Origin of the sequence: Solirubrum puertoriconensis, from assembly GCF_001483135.1 — a bacterium.
GTDB classification, from domain to species: Bacteria; Bacteroidota; Bacteroidia; order Cytophagales; family Hymenobacteraceae; genus Solirubrum; species Solirubrum puertoriconensis.
Map to the genome: position 1 here is coordinate 25,744 of NZ_LNAL01000007.1, position 17,603 is coordinate 43,346.

13 protein-coding genes are annotated in these 17,603 nt (G+C 58.4%); 4 read left to right on the plus strand and 9 right to left on the minus strand.

What is annotated here, in order from left to right; genetic code table 11:
* Positions 1–365: 365 nt before the first annotated feature.
* The 9 genes from ASU33_RS10475 to ASU33_RS10515 all read right to left on the minus strand — a co-directional run bounded on the left by ASU33_RS10475 (position 366) and on the right by ASU33_RS10515 (position 12,382).
* Entirely contained in the window at positions 366–1,559 is a 1,194-nt protein-coding gene (locus ASU33_RS10475; protein ID WP_149867159.1) for a hypothetical protein, read from the minus strand.
* A 152-nt stretch (positions 1,560–1,711) separates the two neighbouring features.
* Positions 1,712–2,551: a glycosyltransferase family 2 protein gene (locus tag ASU33_RS10480; protein ID WP_059070812.1), complete on the minus strand. Its 840-nt coding sequence runs from the start codon at positions 2,549–2,551 to the stop codon at positions 1,712–1,714.
* Between the two features lie 54 nt (positions 2,552–2,605).
* Positions 2,606–3,949 (minus strand): glycosyltransferase family 4 protein, encoded by a 1,344-nt coding sequence (locus ASU33_RS10485; protein ID WP_059070813.1) that lies wholly within the window; start codon positions 3,947–3,949, stop codon positions 2,606–2,608.
* Between the two features lie 4 nt (positions 3,950–3,953).
* Entirely contained in the window at positions 3,954–4,985 is a 1,032-nt protein-coding gene (locus ASU33_RS10490; RefSeq protein ID WP_216818562.1) for a nucleotide-diphospho-sugar transferase, read from the minus strand.
* Entirely contained in the window at positions 4,978–6,282 is a 1,305-nt protein-coding gene (locus ASU33_RS10495; protein WP_059070814.1) for an O-antigen ligase family protein, read from the minus strand. Before ASU33_RS10495 ends, ASU33_RS10490 begins: the two co-directional genes overlap by 8 nt.
* Before the next feature lie 27 nt (positions 6,283–6,309).
* Positions 6,310–7,434, minus strand: a complete 1,125-nt coding sequence (locus tag ASU33_RS10500) for a glycosyltransferase family 4 protein (RefSeq protein ID WP_059070815.1) — start codon at positions 7,432–7,434, stop codon at positions 6,310–6,312.
* Positions 7,431–9,092, minus strand: a complete 1,662-nt coding sequence (locus ASU33_RS10505; protein ID WP_059070816.1) for a lipopolysaccharide biosynthesis protein — start codon at positions 9,090–9,092, stop codon at positions 7,431–7,433. Before ASU33_RS10505 ends, ASU33_RS10500 begins: the two co-directional genes overlap by 4 nt.
* Positions 9,093–9,154: 62 nt before the next feature.
* Entirely contained in the window at positions 9,155–11,536 is a 2,382-nt protein-coding gene (locus ASU33_RS10510; RefSeq protein WP_059070817.1) for a polysaccharide biosynthesis tyrosine autokinase, read from the minus strand.
* Between the two features lie 66 nt (positions 11,537–11,602).
* The gene (locus ASU33_RS10515; RefSeq protein WP_078063054.1) at positions 11,603–12,382 is read right to left on the minus strand and encodes a polysaccharide biosynthesis/export family protein; all 780 of its coding nucleotides are present in this window, start codon (positions 12,380–12,382) and stop codon (positions 11,603–11,605) included.
* 297 nt (positions 12,383–12,679) lie between these two features.
* On the opposite strand from ASU33_RS10515, the gene ASU33_RS10520 reads away from it, so the two are divergent.
* From ASU33_RS10520 to ASU33_RS10540, 4 genes are all read left to right on the plus strand, one after another.
* Complete coding sequence (locus ASU33_RS10520; RefSeq protein ID WP_059070818.1) at positions 12,680–13,360, plus strand: response regulator; 681 nt, start codon at positions 12,680–12,682, stop codon at positions 13,358–13,360.
* Between the two features lie 208 nt (positions 13,361–13,568).
* Positions 13,569–14,954, plus strand: coding sequence for a sensor histidine kinase (locus ASU33_RS10525; RefSeq protein ID WP_059070819.1), 1,386 nt, complete (start codon positions 13,569–13,571; stop codon positions 14,952–14,954).
* A gap of 133 nt (positions 14,955–15,087) precedes the next feature.
* Complete coding sequence (locus ASU33_RS10535; protein WP_078063055.1) at positions 15,088–16,710, plus strand: SulP family inorganic anion transporter; 1,623 nt, start codon at positions 15,088–15,090, stop codon at positions 16,708–16,710.
* 66 nt (positions 16,711–16,776) lie between these two features.
* Complete coding sequence (locus ASU33_RS10540) at positions 16,777–17,529, plus strand: carbonic anhydrase (protein ID WP_078063056.1); 753 nt, start codon at positions 16,777–16,779, stop codon at positions 17,527–17,529.
* Positions 17,530–17,603: the final 74 nt, after the last annotated feature.

The window sequence follows — 17,603 nt, forward strand, 5'->3', positions numbered from 1 at the left end:
AGGCAACCACTTATTACCTACTCCTCTCATCACCTAATTCCCAGCTGTACAATCCTGCTGATGCACGGTGTACGCCGTTTAATCAGGTTCATTACTCAGCTATTGACTAGTAAAAGTGCAATTGCTGATGCCGGTGTTCACTGCAAATGTATAAAAGTTTTGGAAACACCAAGGGGTGCCTAAAATAAAGTTTAATTGCATTATTTATGTGCCTGTTGTGAATGCATAAATACCGAATAGGCCTTTAGGCTAGTTACAGCGCAGTTTCCAATAGACACTTTCTAAGTAAGCTCGGCCATAAAAAAAGCACCCCGAGGCAGGGTGCTGCTGAAAAAAAGTTTTCTGCGAGCAAAAAAAGGAGCTTACTAAGGTGTTTTCGAAGCCATTAGCTGCGTTTGCTCGGGGCCGACCTTAATGCGGGATTTGGTAATTTTCTGCTGCCAGCGGCGCCACTCGTGGGCCTCCGATTGCAGGGTTATTGGATTGGGCAAATGAATGTTGGCGACGCAAGTGCTGCAATGGCCCGTGCTCAGGTCGTGCCGATTGGCCATGGGTACCTTGTAACCGTTCTTGGCAAACCCGATGACGTTTTTCTCAATTTTGTTGGCGAAGAACACGCTGCGGGGCTTATCGTAAGCATTGAACACCGAGGTAGCGGCGTAGGTAGCTTTTAGCTCGCGGCCGTCGCGGAGGCGGCTGCTGCTTACCATGCGGTTGTTGGAGTAGCGAATGTGGTGCCCAGCAGCAATGTTCATGGCCGCGTTACAAGTTGATACCACTTGGTTGTCGTACGCCTCGACGTAGGCCGTGCAGGTAAGCGGGGTGCTGCCGTCGCCATCGGTGGTGATGCCGCTGCCAGTAAACGAATCGGCAGTGGCAGGCACGGGGTAAGCGCCCTGGATGTAATTGTTGTGGATGCGAATGGGGCTCTTGGCCGTGCCCGACGAGTTGTAAATGTTGATGTTGTCTTCGACCATCGAACGATCGGGCTCGTTGATGACCTGGTTCCAGGCAATTTCCACGTTGGGCACTGCCCGCACCTGATTCAGCAGCACAAAATGCGTTTTGCTACCGCCGCCATTTCGGTATCGGCCCGTAATGTTGAAGGTGCGGTTGCGCAGGATGCGGAGGGTTTGGTTGGCTGAGCCATTGCCTTGCCACTTATACACCACAATTCCGCCGGTTTGGCGAAGCTCGCAGTTGGCCACGGTAACAGAGTTGCCGTCGTTTACTTCCAGAAACCGACCGGGCGCCTGGTTCTCCTCGGTAGGCGCCAAGGCTACACCTACGCAGTTTTGCACCGTAAGCCGGGCGCCGCCGTTGCGTGCATCAATCAGCAGGCCGGCCCCCTCGAGGCGGCAGCGGCGCAATACCACCGGCTCGTCGGTATCGATGCGGATGCAGGGTTTGTTGGGGTTGTTGCTACGATACGTACCGGTGTAAATGCCACCACGTTTTATGATAAGTGTTTCGGTGCCGGGGGTACCGGCCTGCTCCGAAGCAGGCACTACCAAGCAAGTGCCAAATAATGACCAGCAGATAAGGCGAAATGGTAGCATAGAGGTGTGTTGGGGTAGGAAGTACAAGCAGCGGGTAACAGCAGTATCAACGGCACCCTTAAATGCGCCACAGCAGGCGTACCGCACAATGGCTTGGTACGCCTGCTTGTTACCAGCACCCGCTTGCCCTAGGTGCCACACCATCTCTGAGGCTAGTGCAGGAAGTAGCCCACCAGCCTGCGGGCATAGCCATTCATCAGGAACAGCGGTACCAGAGGCGTGGGGCAGTTTTTAAGGGCAAAGTGAGTGAAGTTGCGCAGGTTGCCGCCGCCACGAATACCAAACAGGTGCTCGTAGTAGCCGCGGATGCTTCTTTGTTTACGGGTTATTTCTTGGCCGCTCTCCTCGGGGTAGGTGAGCAGGTGTGCATCGTAGTTGATGTAGACGGGAAAGCCGTGCCGCCGGGCCACGCTCGTGAAGTCGTAATCGGCGAGGTAATGGGGCAGGCGCTTTTCATCAAACAAGCCAATGCTGGCAAACACCTGTGCCGGAATAAGCAGGCCCCGGCCGGGTAGGTACGTTACCGGGTGCAAGCCACGTTGCTGCTCGGGTTTCAGCACCTCCAGCAAGTCGCTGCGGCGGTGCGTCAGCCAACTGAATACTTCGCCGCCGTAAATGGGCTTGGTGGTGGAGGCATCGAGTTCCAATGCACCTAGGAGTGCATCGGGGTGTTTTTGGGCCCACTGCAGCATGCGCTCCACAAAAGCGGCGTCGCAGATAACATCGTTGTTGAGCGTCATTACACGGTTGGCGCCGTGCTCCAGCGCCCGCCGAATGCCCATGTTCACGCCAGCCGTCCAGAAGAGGTTGCCGTCGCCCTGCAGTACCTCCACTTCCGGAAATTCCTTGGCCAGCACTTCGCTGGTGCCGTCAGTGGAGCCATCGTCGACCACAATGGTGCGGAAACGGGTGTTGGTTTGCTGCCGCAGCGACTGCAGGCACGCACGGGTATAGGCCAGGCGGTTGAATACCGGAATGACGATGTACAACATATGCCTTGGTAGAGTAGAGGTGGAGAAGCTTAGGTGGAGGTTGTGTGGCGGGCGCTACGCTACGGCAGCGCTGGAGTACTCGGGGGTAGTGGCCGGCGTGGCGGGCTCGGCAACTTGCTGCACGTGGGGCGTGTGCACCGGCTCGGCCAACTCGGCAAAAGCGGGGTCGAGGGCAGCTAGGCGCCCTAGGTGGTGGGCCACCAGCTTGGGCCAAGTATGCTCGCAGGCGTAGGCATAGCTGGCACGGCCCATACGCTCCAGTTCCGCGGGGTGGTCGTAGAGGTATTCTACCTGGCGGGCTAGGGCCTCAGCAGTAGCTTCGGGCGTGCTTACGGGCACTTTGATGCCTGCATCATCGGGTATAAAATCGGTGGCGCCGTGGTGGTCGAGGGTGAGGATGGGCAGACCTAGGGCCATCGACTCGAGGTATTGCGAGGCGAAGGTGTCGCGCAGGCTGCAGAGCATAAATAAGTCATGCTCGAGGTAGGCCTGCCGCACGGCGCTGAAGGGTACGGCGCCGTGCCAGGTTACTTTATCCTCGATGCCAGCTGCGGCAATCCAGCCGGGTACCAGCGGACCCACGGGCCCATCACCCAAGATGTCCAGGTGAAACTTTACGCGCGGATTGACCTTGCCTAAGGCTTCAATAACCAAGTGCAGGCCTTTGCGCGGAAACAGGCGGGCCAGCCACAAAATGCGTAGCTCGCCGTTGGCGCGTTGCGGCCGTACGGGGTACTCGGCGGGGTAAAAGGCCGGAAACTGCCCCGTGCTCATGGCCAGCTCCACGCGCTTGGCACCTAGGCTACGGGCCAGCTCGGCGGTTTCGCGGTTGGCCGTGAGTACTAGCTTGGCGTGGCGCAACGATTGCCGCACGTTAGGATCGAAGGTGATGAGCAACTTGCTGATGATGTTGCGCATCGTTTCGGTTTTAAACCAATCGGGCAGGTAGCGGCGCAGCGAGGCCGGGGCTTTCATGCCGCCTCCCAAGGGGCCCAGCAACAAGGGCTTACCCAGGCGCCACATCCACGAGGCCATTTGCAGGCTGTTATAGGTAATGTGGTGCACCAAATCGAAGTCAACTTGCTTATCGATTTCCTGCGCCTTGCGCCACGCCCGGTACTGCCAGCAGATGTAGTGCGCGTACACCCCAAACTGCCAGCGGTAGATGTAGTCGAAGAACTTAGGAACGTGCACGTTTACTACCCGAATGCGCTGGGCAACGGGGTTGTCGGCGTGTTCTTGTAGGTGCTTCTCGATGGAGCCGTTTTTACCTAGGGGCGTGGTAAAGCACCACACCTGGTGGCCCAGCGCGGCGGTTTCCCAAAGGGTATTGAAGCCGTGGCTGTCTTCGCCACCCGAGTTCGGCTGGCAACCGTAGGCAGAGAGCAGAATTTTCATGGTACTAAGCTTGGGGAGCCGGAGATAAAACCTGGGCGTCGGGTGGAGCCAAGACGGAAGTAGGAGCGGGATTGGGAGCAGGCGCTGCGGCTGGGCGCTTAAACACGCGGCGCAGCTTGGCCGTGATGCGGCTTTGCAGAAACTCGCGGAAGCGCTGCTGGTCGCGGCGGCGGTCAATCAGTACAAAGCGGGGGTGCTGCAGCGGAAACGGCAGCTCCAGGGTAGGCACATCGGCCTGGCTGTCGGTGGCATCCATGGTGTGGGTGCCTTGCTCGCCAAAGCCAATATTGCCCACTAGGTTAACGGCCGGCACAATGCACAAACCCGAGTTAGCCGCAATGGCAAAGTGCCACTGGTAGTCCCATACATCGGGCGGCTGCGGCAAGCTGAGCACGCTGCGGATTTTGCTGAGGCGGTAGCGCTCCTCCAGCCACGAGCTGTAAATGCCTTTCAGCTTGCCCTGGGCTTCGAGCTCGGGCAAGTGCTGCATCCGGAAATCGAAGTGCTGCCAGGCGCGGCGCCACGTAGCCCAACCCCAGCTGTTTACCTGGTTGGAGAAGTAGTACGAAGCGGCGCCCGAACCAGGCACTTGTGCGGCCTCCGCGGCAAAGTTGTTGCCGCCAATGTGCATTACGCGGGTATCGTGGCGGTAGCGGGCCAGCAGCTCGGCGCAGTAGGGAAAGAACGATTTGGCCGGAACACAGTCGTCTTCGAGGATGATGCCTTCTTCCTCGTGCTGAAAAAACCAGTCGATGGCGGTAGCCGGTGCCACGCCGCAATTGAGGTTGCTGGGCCGAAACAGCGTTTGCACCGCACAGGGCCAATCAACCAGCTCGTGCACCAGGGCGCGGGTTTCGGCGCACAGGGCTTCGTCGGTGGGGCGGTGCGGGCGGGGGCCGTCGGCGGCTACGTACAGGCGAGTAGGCCGCACGCGCCGGATGGCTTCGAGCACGCGCCGGGTGGTATCGGGTCGGTTAAAAATGAGGAGCAGCACCGGCGTATCAAAGCCCGCGCTGGGAGAGTAATGTTCAGGCATCTGCATGAGCTACGGCGGTGGAGGAAATGGCCTCTTCGGTGCGGCGCGTACGGCGCGGCACCCGAGGCTGGTAGACGGCTGGCGCTGCAACCGGCAGCGGGTCCATTATGGCGAGTGCGAACCCGTAAACGGAGTACATGTAGTAGGGCCAGTCGTAGGAGAAGCTGTAGAGCAGGCTACTACCCAGGAAGGCCAGAAAAGCGGCCGAGTTGGCATCGAGGGGCTCGGGACTGCGTAGGCGGCGGATTACCAGCTTGATGGGCACCACCAGCACCAGCAGCACGCCAATTATCCCGAAGTAAAACAGACGGTCGACGTACCAGCTGTGGAAGTGGTGGCCGGTACCGTCCTTCCACACTTTCAGCTTCGACTCGGTAGAGTAAAACTGAATGGGCAGCTCAAAACCTTTCAGGCGCATACCCGCCACGGGGTGCTCCTGAATAAACGGCTCGTACGAGCGGAACTGCTGCAGGCGCCAGCTGCCGGTGCCTTGCTTGTCGGGGTTTTGGATATCCTCGATGCTGGTTTCGAGGCGGGCCAGCACCTCGGGGTTGTTCAACACCACGCCAATGCCGCCACCTAGGGCCACCACAATCGGCAGCACGAACAAGGGCATGAACCGCTGAAACGAGAGCGTAACACCCTTGGTGCGGCGCAGCATAAACACATTGAGCGTGAGGGCCAGCAAGGTGCACAGCCACACCGTGCGGTGCTGCAGAAACACAATCATGCCCAGGGCTACAAAAAACACCAGCAACCTAGGCAGCCCGCCCTTGGCCATGTACTGGTTGAAGTAGTACAATGCTAGCAGCAGCAGCAGGTACGTCGACTCCACGTTGAAGCCGCGTTCGTTGTCCACGAAAGAAGCCAAACTTAGGGCTTCGGGAAAATTGATGACCAAGCTGGCCGCCAGCCCCACCAGCAAAAAGCCCATCAGCAAACTTAGGGGCGGCATGCCGTAACGGCGGTAAAAACCGTACACCGCAAACAACGGCATAATTACCAGCAGCTTGTTGAACACGTGCGGGTACACCATCCAAGTATCCCAGCCAATGCGCGATTCCAAAGCCAACGCAGCCAAGCAAGCCAGCATCACAAAATACCACTTGCGCATGGTGGGGCTGAAGCAGCGCAAGTACAGCACACTCAACCCGAGCATGCCGGCCGTGAGCAGCTGCATACACATCCAGAGCACCGGGTCGTCGGCATCCTCGAACGCAAATGCCGTAAAGGCCCGGTCGGTGAGCAGCACAACCAGCAGTACAATCAGAAAGCGGAACCGCAGGCTGATGATCATGGCGGGTAAGCGGAGAGTAGGTGGAGGTTAAGTAAGCTCGAGCACGAGCGGTTCGGTTACGGCATCTTTGTAGAGTTGGCGCGTGAGGGCGGCGGTACGCTCCCAGGTAAAATCCCGGCTGCGTAGCCGGCCGGCCTCGCTCAGGCGGCGGCGCAGCGCCTTATCGGCCAATATCTGCGCCAGTTGTTCGGCTAGCTGCTGCGGGGCATCGGGCCGGAAGTAAAGCGCGGCATCTTGGGCAACCTCCGGAAAGCACGAGGCCGTGCTAAGCACCACCGGGCAGCCGTGGGCGAAGGCCTCCAGAATGGGCAGGCCAAACCCCTCGTAATGCGAAGGAAATACGAAGGCCTCGGCGTCGCGGTAGAGGTAAGCCAGCTCGGCATCGGTAAGCGGGCCGAGCTGCACCACCCGATCGGTGAGCCGCAAGGTGCGCATCTGCTCCTGCTCTGGCAAGCTGAACGGGCCACCGCCTGCGCATACGAAATACAGTTCCGGATGTTGGCGTTGTAGTAGGCTGGCAGCTTCTAAAAAGCAACCAAAGTTTTTGTACATGCCGCGCGTGCCGGTGTACAGCACGTAGCGTCCCGGCACCCTAGGTGCCGGGCCCGTAGCCTCGGTAGTGGTAGTGCCGTGCGGAATTACCACCACGCGCTCGGGCGGCAGGTTAAGCAAGCGCAGCGCATCGGCACGGGTATTTTCCGATACGGTAATGATGCGGCTAGCCCGGTCGGCCACGCGCTTCAGATGACTCAGTTCCCGATCGGGGTAGTACTCCGGGTACAGGTACGGAATCATATCGTGGATAGTGATGACGAAGGGCTTGCCCGCTGGCATCCGTTCCAGGAAATAATCGTCGTCGAAGAGCGTGGGATGAAACACATCAAAATCGGCGCGCTGCAGGGCTTGGCGAGCCGCCCAGTCGTTGCAGGCTTTGATGAAGCGCCACCCGCCCGGTAGGTTGGTGTTCGGGAAAAACGTACGGTGGTTGGTATACTGCCGGTCGCGCAGATACAAGTTGTTGCTTAGCACAACCGGCAGCTCGTACTGCAGCTTTGAGCCAGCGTGGCGCATTAGCTCCCAGAAGTACCGCGACACACCACCGTAGTTCTGGATGGTGAAGATCTGATGGTCGTATAGAACTTTGGTAGTCATACCAATTCAGCTTCGGGGTCGGGAGAAAGGGCAGGCTGGTGCCGCAACTCGGGTGCGGCCACGGCCGCACCCGGCGCTACCGGAGCTGCAGGCGGTGTTGCCTGGCTCTCCGGGTGGTGGGAGGGGGCGGCACCTAGGCGGCGCATCAGCCACGCCGAGGGGGCCGCTGCCCAGCCTGTGGTGGGCAACGAAAGCTTTGCCATGATGCGTACCAGTACAGCGCGCAGTGCCTCGGGCGGCCAGAACAGTAGCAACCCACCGGCCGTGGTGGCACCGGTGAGCAACGCCAGCCCAAAGCGCACGGGCAAGGGAGCACCCGCCGAGCGCAAACCGTACATTACCAGGCCCAGCACCACAGCTACCACGGTAGCCATGGTAAGGCCGGGCACGTAGGAGCGCAGCACCGCCACCGGCGACACGGCCAGCACGCGGTTCATCAAGCTCATGTACAGAATGGTGCGCACTACCTCGCCCATTACCACAGCCGAGGCCACGCCTACCAGGCCGTACGGCGCCATAATCACAAACAGCAGCGGCAGCAGAGCCGTGTAGCCGATGTTCAGCACCAGTTTGGGCGTGAGGGTGGCGGTGGCATCGCACACTACGCCGGCAAACATGGTAACCATGCTCATCGAAAAGGCCACACACACCATTTGCAGAATGGGAGCCGCCTCCAGCCATTTGGGGCCCAGCATTACCAGCACAATTTCGGGGGCAGCCATAGCCGCGCCGGCGCAAGTAGGCATTACAATGGCCCCCACCAGCATAATGCTGCTCAGGTACACTTCGCGCAGCTTGGGGCGGTCGTCTTGCAGTTGGCTGAACGAGGGAAAAATGACCTTGGCGATGCTGCTCGTGAGCAGGTAAATCGGCAGGCCAATTAGCATCCAGGCGCGGCTGTACAAGCCCAAAGCGGCCGCGTTAAGCAAGCGGCCAATCAGCAGCGTATCGAGCGAGCCGGTAAGGAACTCCAGAAAGCTGATGGCTGACATGCGCGAGCCGTACGCCACCAGCGGCCGGTACACTTCCCACCGAAAAATGAGCATTACGGAGTGGCGCGCGGCCACAAAAGCCATGATGGTGAGCAGCAGCAACTGGCCCACTTGCGCGCCTACCAGCGCCCACACGCCAAAGCCTGCCCACGCCATACCAATGCCAATGCCACCGTAGCTGAGTACATAGGCGGCTACCTCAATAATGGCCAGAGTTTGAAAGCGCATTTGCCGCCGAAGCAGGCTCAGTGCAGTGGCGTTCAGGCCCGTCAGAAACAAACCTAGGGCGAGCACCCGCACCACCGGCACCACTTTGGGCTCGTGGAAAAAGGTAACAGCCAGCGGAGCGCCAACCACCAGAATGGCCGAAAACAGCGCCCCCAGCAGAGCCGAAGAAGTGAAAGCTGCCCGAACATCCTCGGTGGTGATATCGGGCTTTTGGATGATGGCCTGCTCCATGCCCATTTGGGCGAAGTAGCTGCCGAAGCGCAGGATTACACCGGCCAAGGCAACCAAGCCAAACTCGGCGGGCGTAAGCAGGCGCGCCATTACGGCGGTGTACCCTACCTGCAGCAGTGCTGTGGTAATGGAAGCGCCGGTGGTCCACTTCACACCGTGAACCGTGGCGGCAGTAAGACTGCGCGCCGGGGCAGCGGACGAGGCCATACAGAAAGCAGTAAAAAGGTGGAGGCGGAGGAGCAGCCGCGGCCGGCCGGCCGCGGCACTACCTAGTTGCTATACCCGTAGGTATAGGCTTTCTTCTTGTAGCGGTACTCGTAGGTTTTGTTGAAGTGCATGTCGTTGATAATGATGTAGACATGCTTGATCTTGCCTTCGTCGTAGAGCTCGTTGATCTGGCTGATGTACGAAGGGTCGGTGTAGTTCTGGCGCACCACGTAGATGTTGGCATCGAGGTAGCGCAGCAGCACGAAGTACTCCGATACATACCCCACGGGCGGGGTGTCGAGCAGCACGTAATCGTACTCTTCGCGCAGTTGCTCCATCAGGGCCGTCATGCGCGTCGATTCGAGCAGCTCCATGGGGTTCGGCGGAATGTCGCCGCACATCAGCACATCGAGGTTCGGCACCGACGAGGAGCGCAAACAGTCGCCCAGGGGGCGTTGGTTGGCTAAGTAAGCGGCCAAGCCCGGCGCCTGCGGGTCGTAGTTGAAGTAGTTGGCTACCGTGGGGCGGCGTAAGTCCGTTTCAACCAGCACCACGCGGCGGCCCGAGTGGGCCAACTCGGCGGCCAGGTTCACGGCGCAAAAGCTTTTGCCTTCGCCCGGTACCGAGGAGGTTACCCCGATTACCTTCTTGTCGAGCCCGGCCGAGAGGTACTGCAGGTTTACGCGAATCGAGCGGAACGACTCCGCAATCGGACCTTTAGGATTATGCAGCATCTCCATGCGCTCCGATTTGTTGCCGTGGGCTACCACACCCAACATCGGAATATCAGTGATGCGCGAGAGGTCCTCTTTGCTCTGGATGCGACGGTTGGCCTTATCCATCAGCAGCACAATACCTAGGGGGCCGAGCAAGCCGGCCAGCAGGGCCATAAAACCAACGAACAAAGGCTGCGGAGCCGAGGGGCCGTTGCCACTCATAGCTGCCCGGTCGATGATTCGTTTATCGGTGGTGTTCGTAGCCAGTTCGATAGCCGCCTCGGCGCGCTTATCAACCAAGAAGCTGTAGTTCTTGTCGTTGAAATCGGACTTGCTCTTGAGCACGGCCAGCTGACGCTCGTTTTCAGGCATGCGGCTCATCTCAGCGCGCACCTTGTTCAGCTGGGTGGTCAGGTCGGCCAGCTGAATGTCGGTCGACCGAATCATGCTGCTCAGGTTTTGCTCCAGCGAAGCCCGCGTGTTGCGAATGCGCTCGTCGAGCACCTCCACCAAGGGGTTGTTGCTGCTGGCATTCACTACCAGGCCCGAGCGCTCTTTGTACAGCTCGGCCATTTGCAGAATCAGGCTGCTCAGCACCGGGTCGTTCACGCCCGAGGCCGAGGCGGCAGTAATGGCGCGGTCGTCGCGCAGTTGGCGCAGCATGCCTTGGTAAAAGCTGCGCTGCGATGCCAGGCGGGTGCGCTCGATTTCAATGTTTGAGGTCTGCTGAATGCCCGAGGCCGATTGGGCGTTGACATCCACCACGCCGCGCTCGGCCCGGAAGGTGCTAAGCTCTTCGGCCGACTTCTGGCGGGCCTGGGCCAGTTTGGCAATTTCGTTGTCCAGAAACTCCACGGTTTTTTGGCCCGTTTCGTTTTTCTCGCGCAGGTCGGCCGCAATGAACACGCTCATTAGCGTATCCAAAAATTGCTGCTCTTTTACGGGCACGGTGCCTTTGGTGCGCAGCTCAATAATGCGCGACTCTTGGTCAATGGTGCGCACCTTCAGCCGATCCTGGTAGGCGCCCGTGAGGCTGCCTAGGTCGTTGAGCGTGAAGAAGTATTTCTCGCCGGCAATGGCCGATGCGTTCGGCTCGGGCTGAATGGTGATGTTGAGCAGCGCATGGCGCAGGGTTTCGCCGGCGCGCATGGTATGATCGAATTCGGTATCAATTACTTCGCGTACCAGCGAGCCGCTTTGCAGGTTGGTCAGCTGGCCCTTGTCTACTTTAGCTTGCACGCGGTAGCGCCCATCGGGCAGTATCTCCACGCTAACCTTGGTGCCGGTTAGTTGTGGGGCCCCTAGGTCGGGCACTACCCGGAACGGTACAGAACCAGCGGGTCGCTCGCGCACCTGCAAGGTCTTCACCGAGTTCAGCCAGTTATCGGGGGCGGCGTAGTAACTCACCTTAAATTCGGGCAGCTTCTCGATGGCCTGGCGCACCATGCCAGCCGAGCTAATCAGCCCGATTTCGTCTTCCATCTGAATGCCGCGTTCCTTTACCTCAAGCAGGTTCAGGAGTTCTTGGGCTTGCTTAGAGCCGGTGCTCTGGTTGCCCAGCAGCATGGTGGCGCGGTAGTCGTATACCGGCGATTTTACTTTGAGGTAAAAAAACGCCGCCGCACCAGCGAGCAGCAAACCCAGCAGGAAAAAAGTCCAGCGGGCCCGAAGCTTGAAGAATAATTGGTGAAGATCTAAGTCGTCGGAGGTGGTAGCGCGTGATTCCATGCCGGTTGGGCTAGGTGTTTGGACGTGTGGTGGAGCAAGCCGGTGCGGACGCAGGTACTCGCAGGCTTAATTCACCCTCAGGTAATTCAGGATCAGGGCCAAGGCCGAGATGCCCGAGAATACCAGGGCGAGGTTGGCGATGTTGGCGCGGTTTGTACGGGCAGCCATGGGCTCTACGTACAGCGCGTCGTTGGGCAGCAGAAAGAAGTTGGGCGACTCAAGCAGCTTCGGGTCGGTGAGGTCGAGCAAGATTACTTCGTTGCCTTTGGGAGTCGGGCGAATGAGTTTGATGTTCTCGCGGTTGCCAAACTCGGTAAGGTCGCCAGCCAAGCCCAGCGCTTCGAGCACCGTAACTTGGCCGTTATACACGAAATGGCGCCCAGGGTTTCTTACTTCGCCCAGCACCGTGATTTTAAATGAGAGCAGCTTCACCAGCACGTTGGCATCGCGCACGTAATTGCCTACCTCGCGCTGTATGCGCGCTTGGGCTTCTTCGATGGTGAGACCCTGCAATTTGACCTTCCCCACGGTTGGTAGGTTAATGTTGCCGTTGGTGTCGACGTTGTAGCCGGCCAAAAACATGTTGCCGGGGTCGCCCTGAAACACCGCCCGCGCATCCGTCACGTTAAAAATCTCATTCAGCGAGGGTTGCACACTTTGCACCCGCACCGATAATACATCGTTGGGTTGAATGCGGTAAGGCTGGAGCGTGTTGGGCGCCAATACTGCCGTCGACTTATTGTATTTGCCTTGAAAATAAGGGAGTTTGCGTTGGGGCACACAGGCCGCAAACAACAACGGCAGCACAAAAAGGCACAGCCGCACGCGGTGCAGTAAAAAGAGCATGGTGGTGGAGGAGTTATGCTTCGGTGTGGCCGTATACGCTACATGTCGAAAGCTGGTGGCGCAGCTTTAGCCAAAACGTACACAACAACGAAGGAAGCAGTTGGAGAGCCTAGTGTATAGAATTTTTCCATAAACGTATAGGACATAAATTTATTTGTCAAGTTAATCTTAAATTATTCTGATAATAATTTGTAATAAGTTTTGCTGCAATAATTCGACCAAACCTTTTCGTGTGGATACATATATGCTGTAGGAAAGCCATAACCGCCTACCTTCGGTTAGGTATTCGAATTGCTTATGAAGATTCTGTTAGTTGAAGACGAGCCGAAAGTCGCGGCGTTCCTTCAAAAAGGGCTGAGCGAACAAACGCATTTGGTTGATATAGCGGCCGACGGGCTGTTGGGGTTGCGCCAGGCTCTTACCACTTCATACGACCTGATTATCCTCGATCAGCTGCTGCCGGGCTTAAGCGGGTTGGAGGTGTGCCGGCAGGTGCGGGCCCACAACACCGCTGTGCCCATTCTGATGCTAACAGCCCTAGGTGAAACCGATGATAAGATCAGGGGCCTGGACGCCGGGGCCGACGATTACCTCGTGAAACCCTTTGCTTTTCAGGAGTTGCTGGCGCGCATCCGGGCGCTTTCGCGCCGCCGCCAAGAGGCTCCCAGCCAACCCGTGCTGCGCCTCGCCGACCTTACCCTCGACCCCATGAGCAAGCAGGTTACGCGTGCGGGGCAAACCATTCAGCTTACGGCGCGCGAGTTTGCTTTGCTGCACTACTTGCTGCGCAACCAAGGCCGGGTAGTATCGCGGGTAGATATACTGGAGCACGTTTGGGAAACCAGCTTCGATACCGGTTCCAACGTGATTGATGTGTACATCAACTTCCTGCGCAAAAAGCTCGACAAGGATTTTTCGCCCAAACTCATTCACACCCTTGTTGGGATGGGCTACGTGGCCAAAGTCAACGAAAGCTGAGGCGTTTGGGCGTTAATGAGCTTGGGAGTTGCGGGTAGGGCGTTGAGGCTTTCGGCCCATGAGCGGGCCAACCGGTAAGGGCCTTCGCTGCCATTGCCGACCCCTAGGCCCCAGCGCACGGCTGTTCACCTAGGGCACTAGCCAGCTTGTATCCTCGTCAACTCCTAAACGCAATACCGCTAAAGCCCCTCAACTCACTAACTGCCCCATGTCGATCCGCCTGCGCTTGGCGCTGCAGTTTGCGGCCATTGTGGCCTTCACGCTGCTGCTGTTTTCGGCGCTTATTTACTTGTTCACGTACCTCTCGCGCAGTCAATCGTTCGAGGAAAGCCTGCGCAACCGAGCCCAGGTTGTGGCGCACGTGTATTTCGATGGAAGCCAAGCCAAAACCGACCGGCGTAGCCGCGCCGGCTACAGCCGCTACCTCCGTCAGTTTTATCGCACCCTGCCCGACGAAGAGGTGCGCATCTACGGCATGAACGGGCGCGTGGTGTTTCGGGAGGGCGTGGCCACTTCGCGGGCGTTGCCGGCCGAGTGGCTGCACGAAATCGACGAGCCCATGGTGCAAAAGCAGTCTAACTGGCACTACACCGTGGGTATGTTTTACTCGGTGCCGGAGCGCGGCCGCTTCTTGGTGGTGGCTTGGTCGAAAGATGCTGACAGCGAGCAGAAGCTGGGTACACTGCGCACGGTACTCATCACTGGGCTGCTGATTTCGCTAGTGGTAACCGGCATTGGCGGTTGGGTATTTGCCGGGCAGGCCTTGCGCCCCATGCGCTTGGCCGTGCAGGAAATGAGCAGCATCACCGCTTCGGACATGCACCGCCGCCTTTCCGGGGCCGATGGGCAAGACGAAGTATCGCAGCTGGCCAGCACGTTCAACAGCCTGCTCGATCGGTTGCAAACGGCTTTTGTGGGGCAGCGCACTTTCGTGCGCGACGCCTCGCACGAGTTGCGTACGCCCCTAACAGTGCTTATTGGTGAGCTGGAGGTAGCCTTGCTCCAACCGCGTACGTCGGAAGAATACCAGCAGGTGCTGCGCAACACCCTCGATGCGGCCCGTTTGCTGAAGGACCTTGCCAACGGGCTGCTGCAAATAGCCCGCGCCTCCGACGACCCCTCGCAAGTGCCGCTCGTTCCCATGCGCCTCGATGAGTTGCTGCTGCAAGCCCACGAGGAGGTGCAGCGCCGGCACCAAACCTGTCGCATCGACCTCGACTTTCAGGTGCCGCCCAACATTGAGCCCATCGTGAACGGCAACGAAGCGCTGTTACTTTCGGCGGCGCTCAACGTGCTCGAAAATGCCTGCAAGTTTTCGCGCGGGGCCGAGCGCCCGGTGCTGGCTACCCTAAGTGCCTCGGGCCGCACGGTGAAGTTGCAGGTGCAGGATTGGGGGGTTGGCATGCACGAAGCCGACCGGCAACAGGTATTTGTGCCCTTTTTCAGAGCCGACAATGCCCGCGGCGTACCTGGGCACGGCATTGGCTTGCCACTTACGCACCAGATTATGCTGCTGCACGGTGGCAGTATTGGTGTAGCGAGTAAACTAGGCGAAGGCACCCAGGTGACGTTGGAGTTGCCGAGGTTAATTTAGGAGGGTATTTAATCCTGCTTTAATTCAGTTTTAACCGCAGATTAAGACGAGGAAAGAAAATTGCAGAGTATTGTGGTGCCTGCGTAGTTGCCCCGTGGTTGTCCATAAGACTGGTACTTTTTTCTCTTTCTCAATGGATTCGACAACTGTTTCGACACCGACTGCGCCGGTGGCCCCTACTGCCTCTGCGCCCCCAAATGGCCCCTCGCCGTCGTATAAGAACACCTTGGTTAAGGACCTGCCAGCAGGTTTGGTGGTGTTTCTGGTAGCATTGCCATTGTGCCTAGGAATTTCCCTTGCCTCCGGAGCACCGCTACTTGCCGGTCTGATAGCAGGTATTGTAGGCGGCTTGGTCGTAAGCTGGGTAAGCGGTTCGCAGCTTAGCGTAAGCGGCCCGGCAGCTGGTCTCACTACCATTGTGCTGGCTGGTATTCAGCAAGCCGGGAGCTACGAGGCATTTCTGGTGGCCGTGGTTATGGCCGGGGCATTGCAAATCATCTTAGGTTCGCTGAAGGCTGGGGTAATCGGCATGTACTTTCCAACTTCGGTTATCCGGGGCATGCTGGCTGCCATTGGCCTGATCCTGATCCTCAAGCAAATTCCGCACTTTTTGGGTGGCGACGAGGACTTCTTCGAAGACCTGAATTTCTTCCAGCCCGATGGCATGAACACGTTCTCGTCTATCGGGCGGGCACTGGGCGAGCTGCAGCCGGGCGCGCTGCTGATTGGCATTTTCTCGCTGGTAGTACTGCTATCGTGGGAGCGACCCTTCATCAAGCGCAACAAGGTGCTTGGCTTGGTACCCGGTGCGCTTATTGTGGTGGTGTGCTCCATCATTATCAACGTGGTTTTGGGTAGCGTTCGGCCCGAGTGGCAGGTGAAAACCACGCACCTCGTAAAGCTGCCCGTTATCAGCTCGGTAAATGATGTATTGGGCTCGTTGCGCTTCCCCGATTGGAGCGTACTCACCAACGGCAACATCTACATCCTGGCCCTTACCATCGGCATTGTAGCCTCGCTCGAGTCGCTGCTGAGCGTAGAAGCTGTAGATAAGCTCGACCCCCTGAAACGCAACACGCCCACAAGCCGCGAACTGATTGCTCAAGGCACGGGCAACATTATCTCAGGTTTGCTAGGTGGTTTGCCGCTTACGGCCGTAATCGTGCGTTCTTCGGCCAACATCCACGCCGGTGCCGCTTCGCGCATTTCGGCGTTCTTCCACGGCATATTGCTGCTGATGGCGGTTTTGTTCTTGGAGGATGTGCTGAACCTGATTCCGCTGTCGGCGCTGGCTGCCGTACTGCTGATGGTGGGTTACAAACTCACGAAACCGACGCTATACCTCACGCAGTGGCGACTAGGCTGGGCGCAGTTCCTGCCCTTCGTGGTAACCGTGGGTGTAATTCTGTTTACCGACCTGCTCAAAGGCGTGGGCGTAGGCTTGGCCGTGGCTGCTTTCTATATTCTGAAAGCCAACGCCGAATCGGCATACTTCTTCCACTACGAGCCTGATCATCAACCGGGCACGGTGCACCTAAAGCTGGCCGAGCACGTGTCGTTTCTCAACAAAGCGGCCATCACTACTACCCTCGACCGCTTTAAGCCGGGCACCCGCGTAATCCTCGACGGCTCTGATTCCGTATCGATTGATTACGATGTGCTTGAAGCCATCGAGAACTACCGCCAGAGTGCCAAGGATCGGGGCGTGGAGCTCATTCTCCGCGACATTCCGCAGGTACAGGTGTTAGGCCACTAAGCCCGGATAACCACCGGCGGCCAATCCCACATTGTTAGGCACCAACTCAGTTTCCCATTCCCGTTTATGCAACACATTCTTGAAGGCAACCGCCGTTGGGTGGAGTCTCGCCTTGCCGAAGACCCAGAATACTTCCATAAACTCTCGCAAGGCCAAAAGCCACGTTACCTGTTCATCGGCTGCTCCGATTCGCGGGTTCCTGGTTCGGCCATCACCGGCACCAAGCCGGGCGAAATGTTTACCCATCGCAACATCGCCAACCTGGTTGTGCCCACCGACATGAACATGCTGTCGGTGCTGCAGTACGCGGTTGAGGTGCTCAAGGTGGAGGTGATTTTGGTAGTAGGCCACTACGGCTGCGGCGGTGTGGCAGCGGCAGCTTCCAACAAGCAGCACGGTCTCATCGACAGCTGGCTCACCAACATCCGCGACGTAATTCGCTTGCACGAAACCGAGCTGTTGCGCATCCACGACGAGGACCAGCGTCTGCGCCGCCTCGTGGAGCTGAACGTGATGGAGCAGGTGCGCAACCTGGCCAAAACCAACATCATTCAGAACGCCCGTACCAAGCCCAACCCGCCGCAGCTGCACGGCTTGGTATACGACATCAGCGAGGGTATTCTGCACGACCTAGAAGTAGACACCCGCGACCTCGACGAGTTCAGCCACATCTACAGCACTATTTCCAAGCCGGCCGCGCCGCTCGATCCGCAGGTGCAGGCCGAGGTGCAGCAGCAACTGCAACAGCAGCACAGCAAAGGCAAAAAGCAGGAGGCAGCACAAGCCACTGAGCAAAACGAGGCCAAGCAAACCGCTTAGGTTTCGGCTTCGTCTTGTGGGTGCGGTTGATAGCTCGCCGACGCCATCGCAAAACCTTCGGGCCCTTCGCCCGG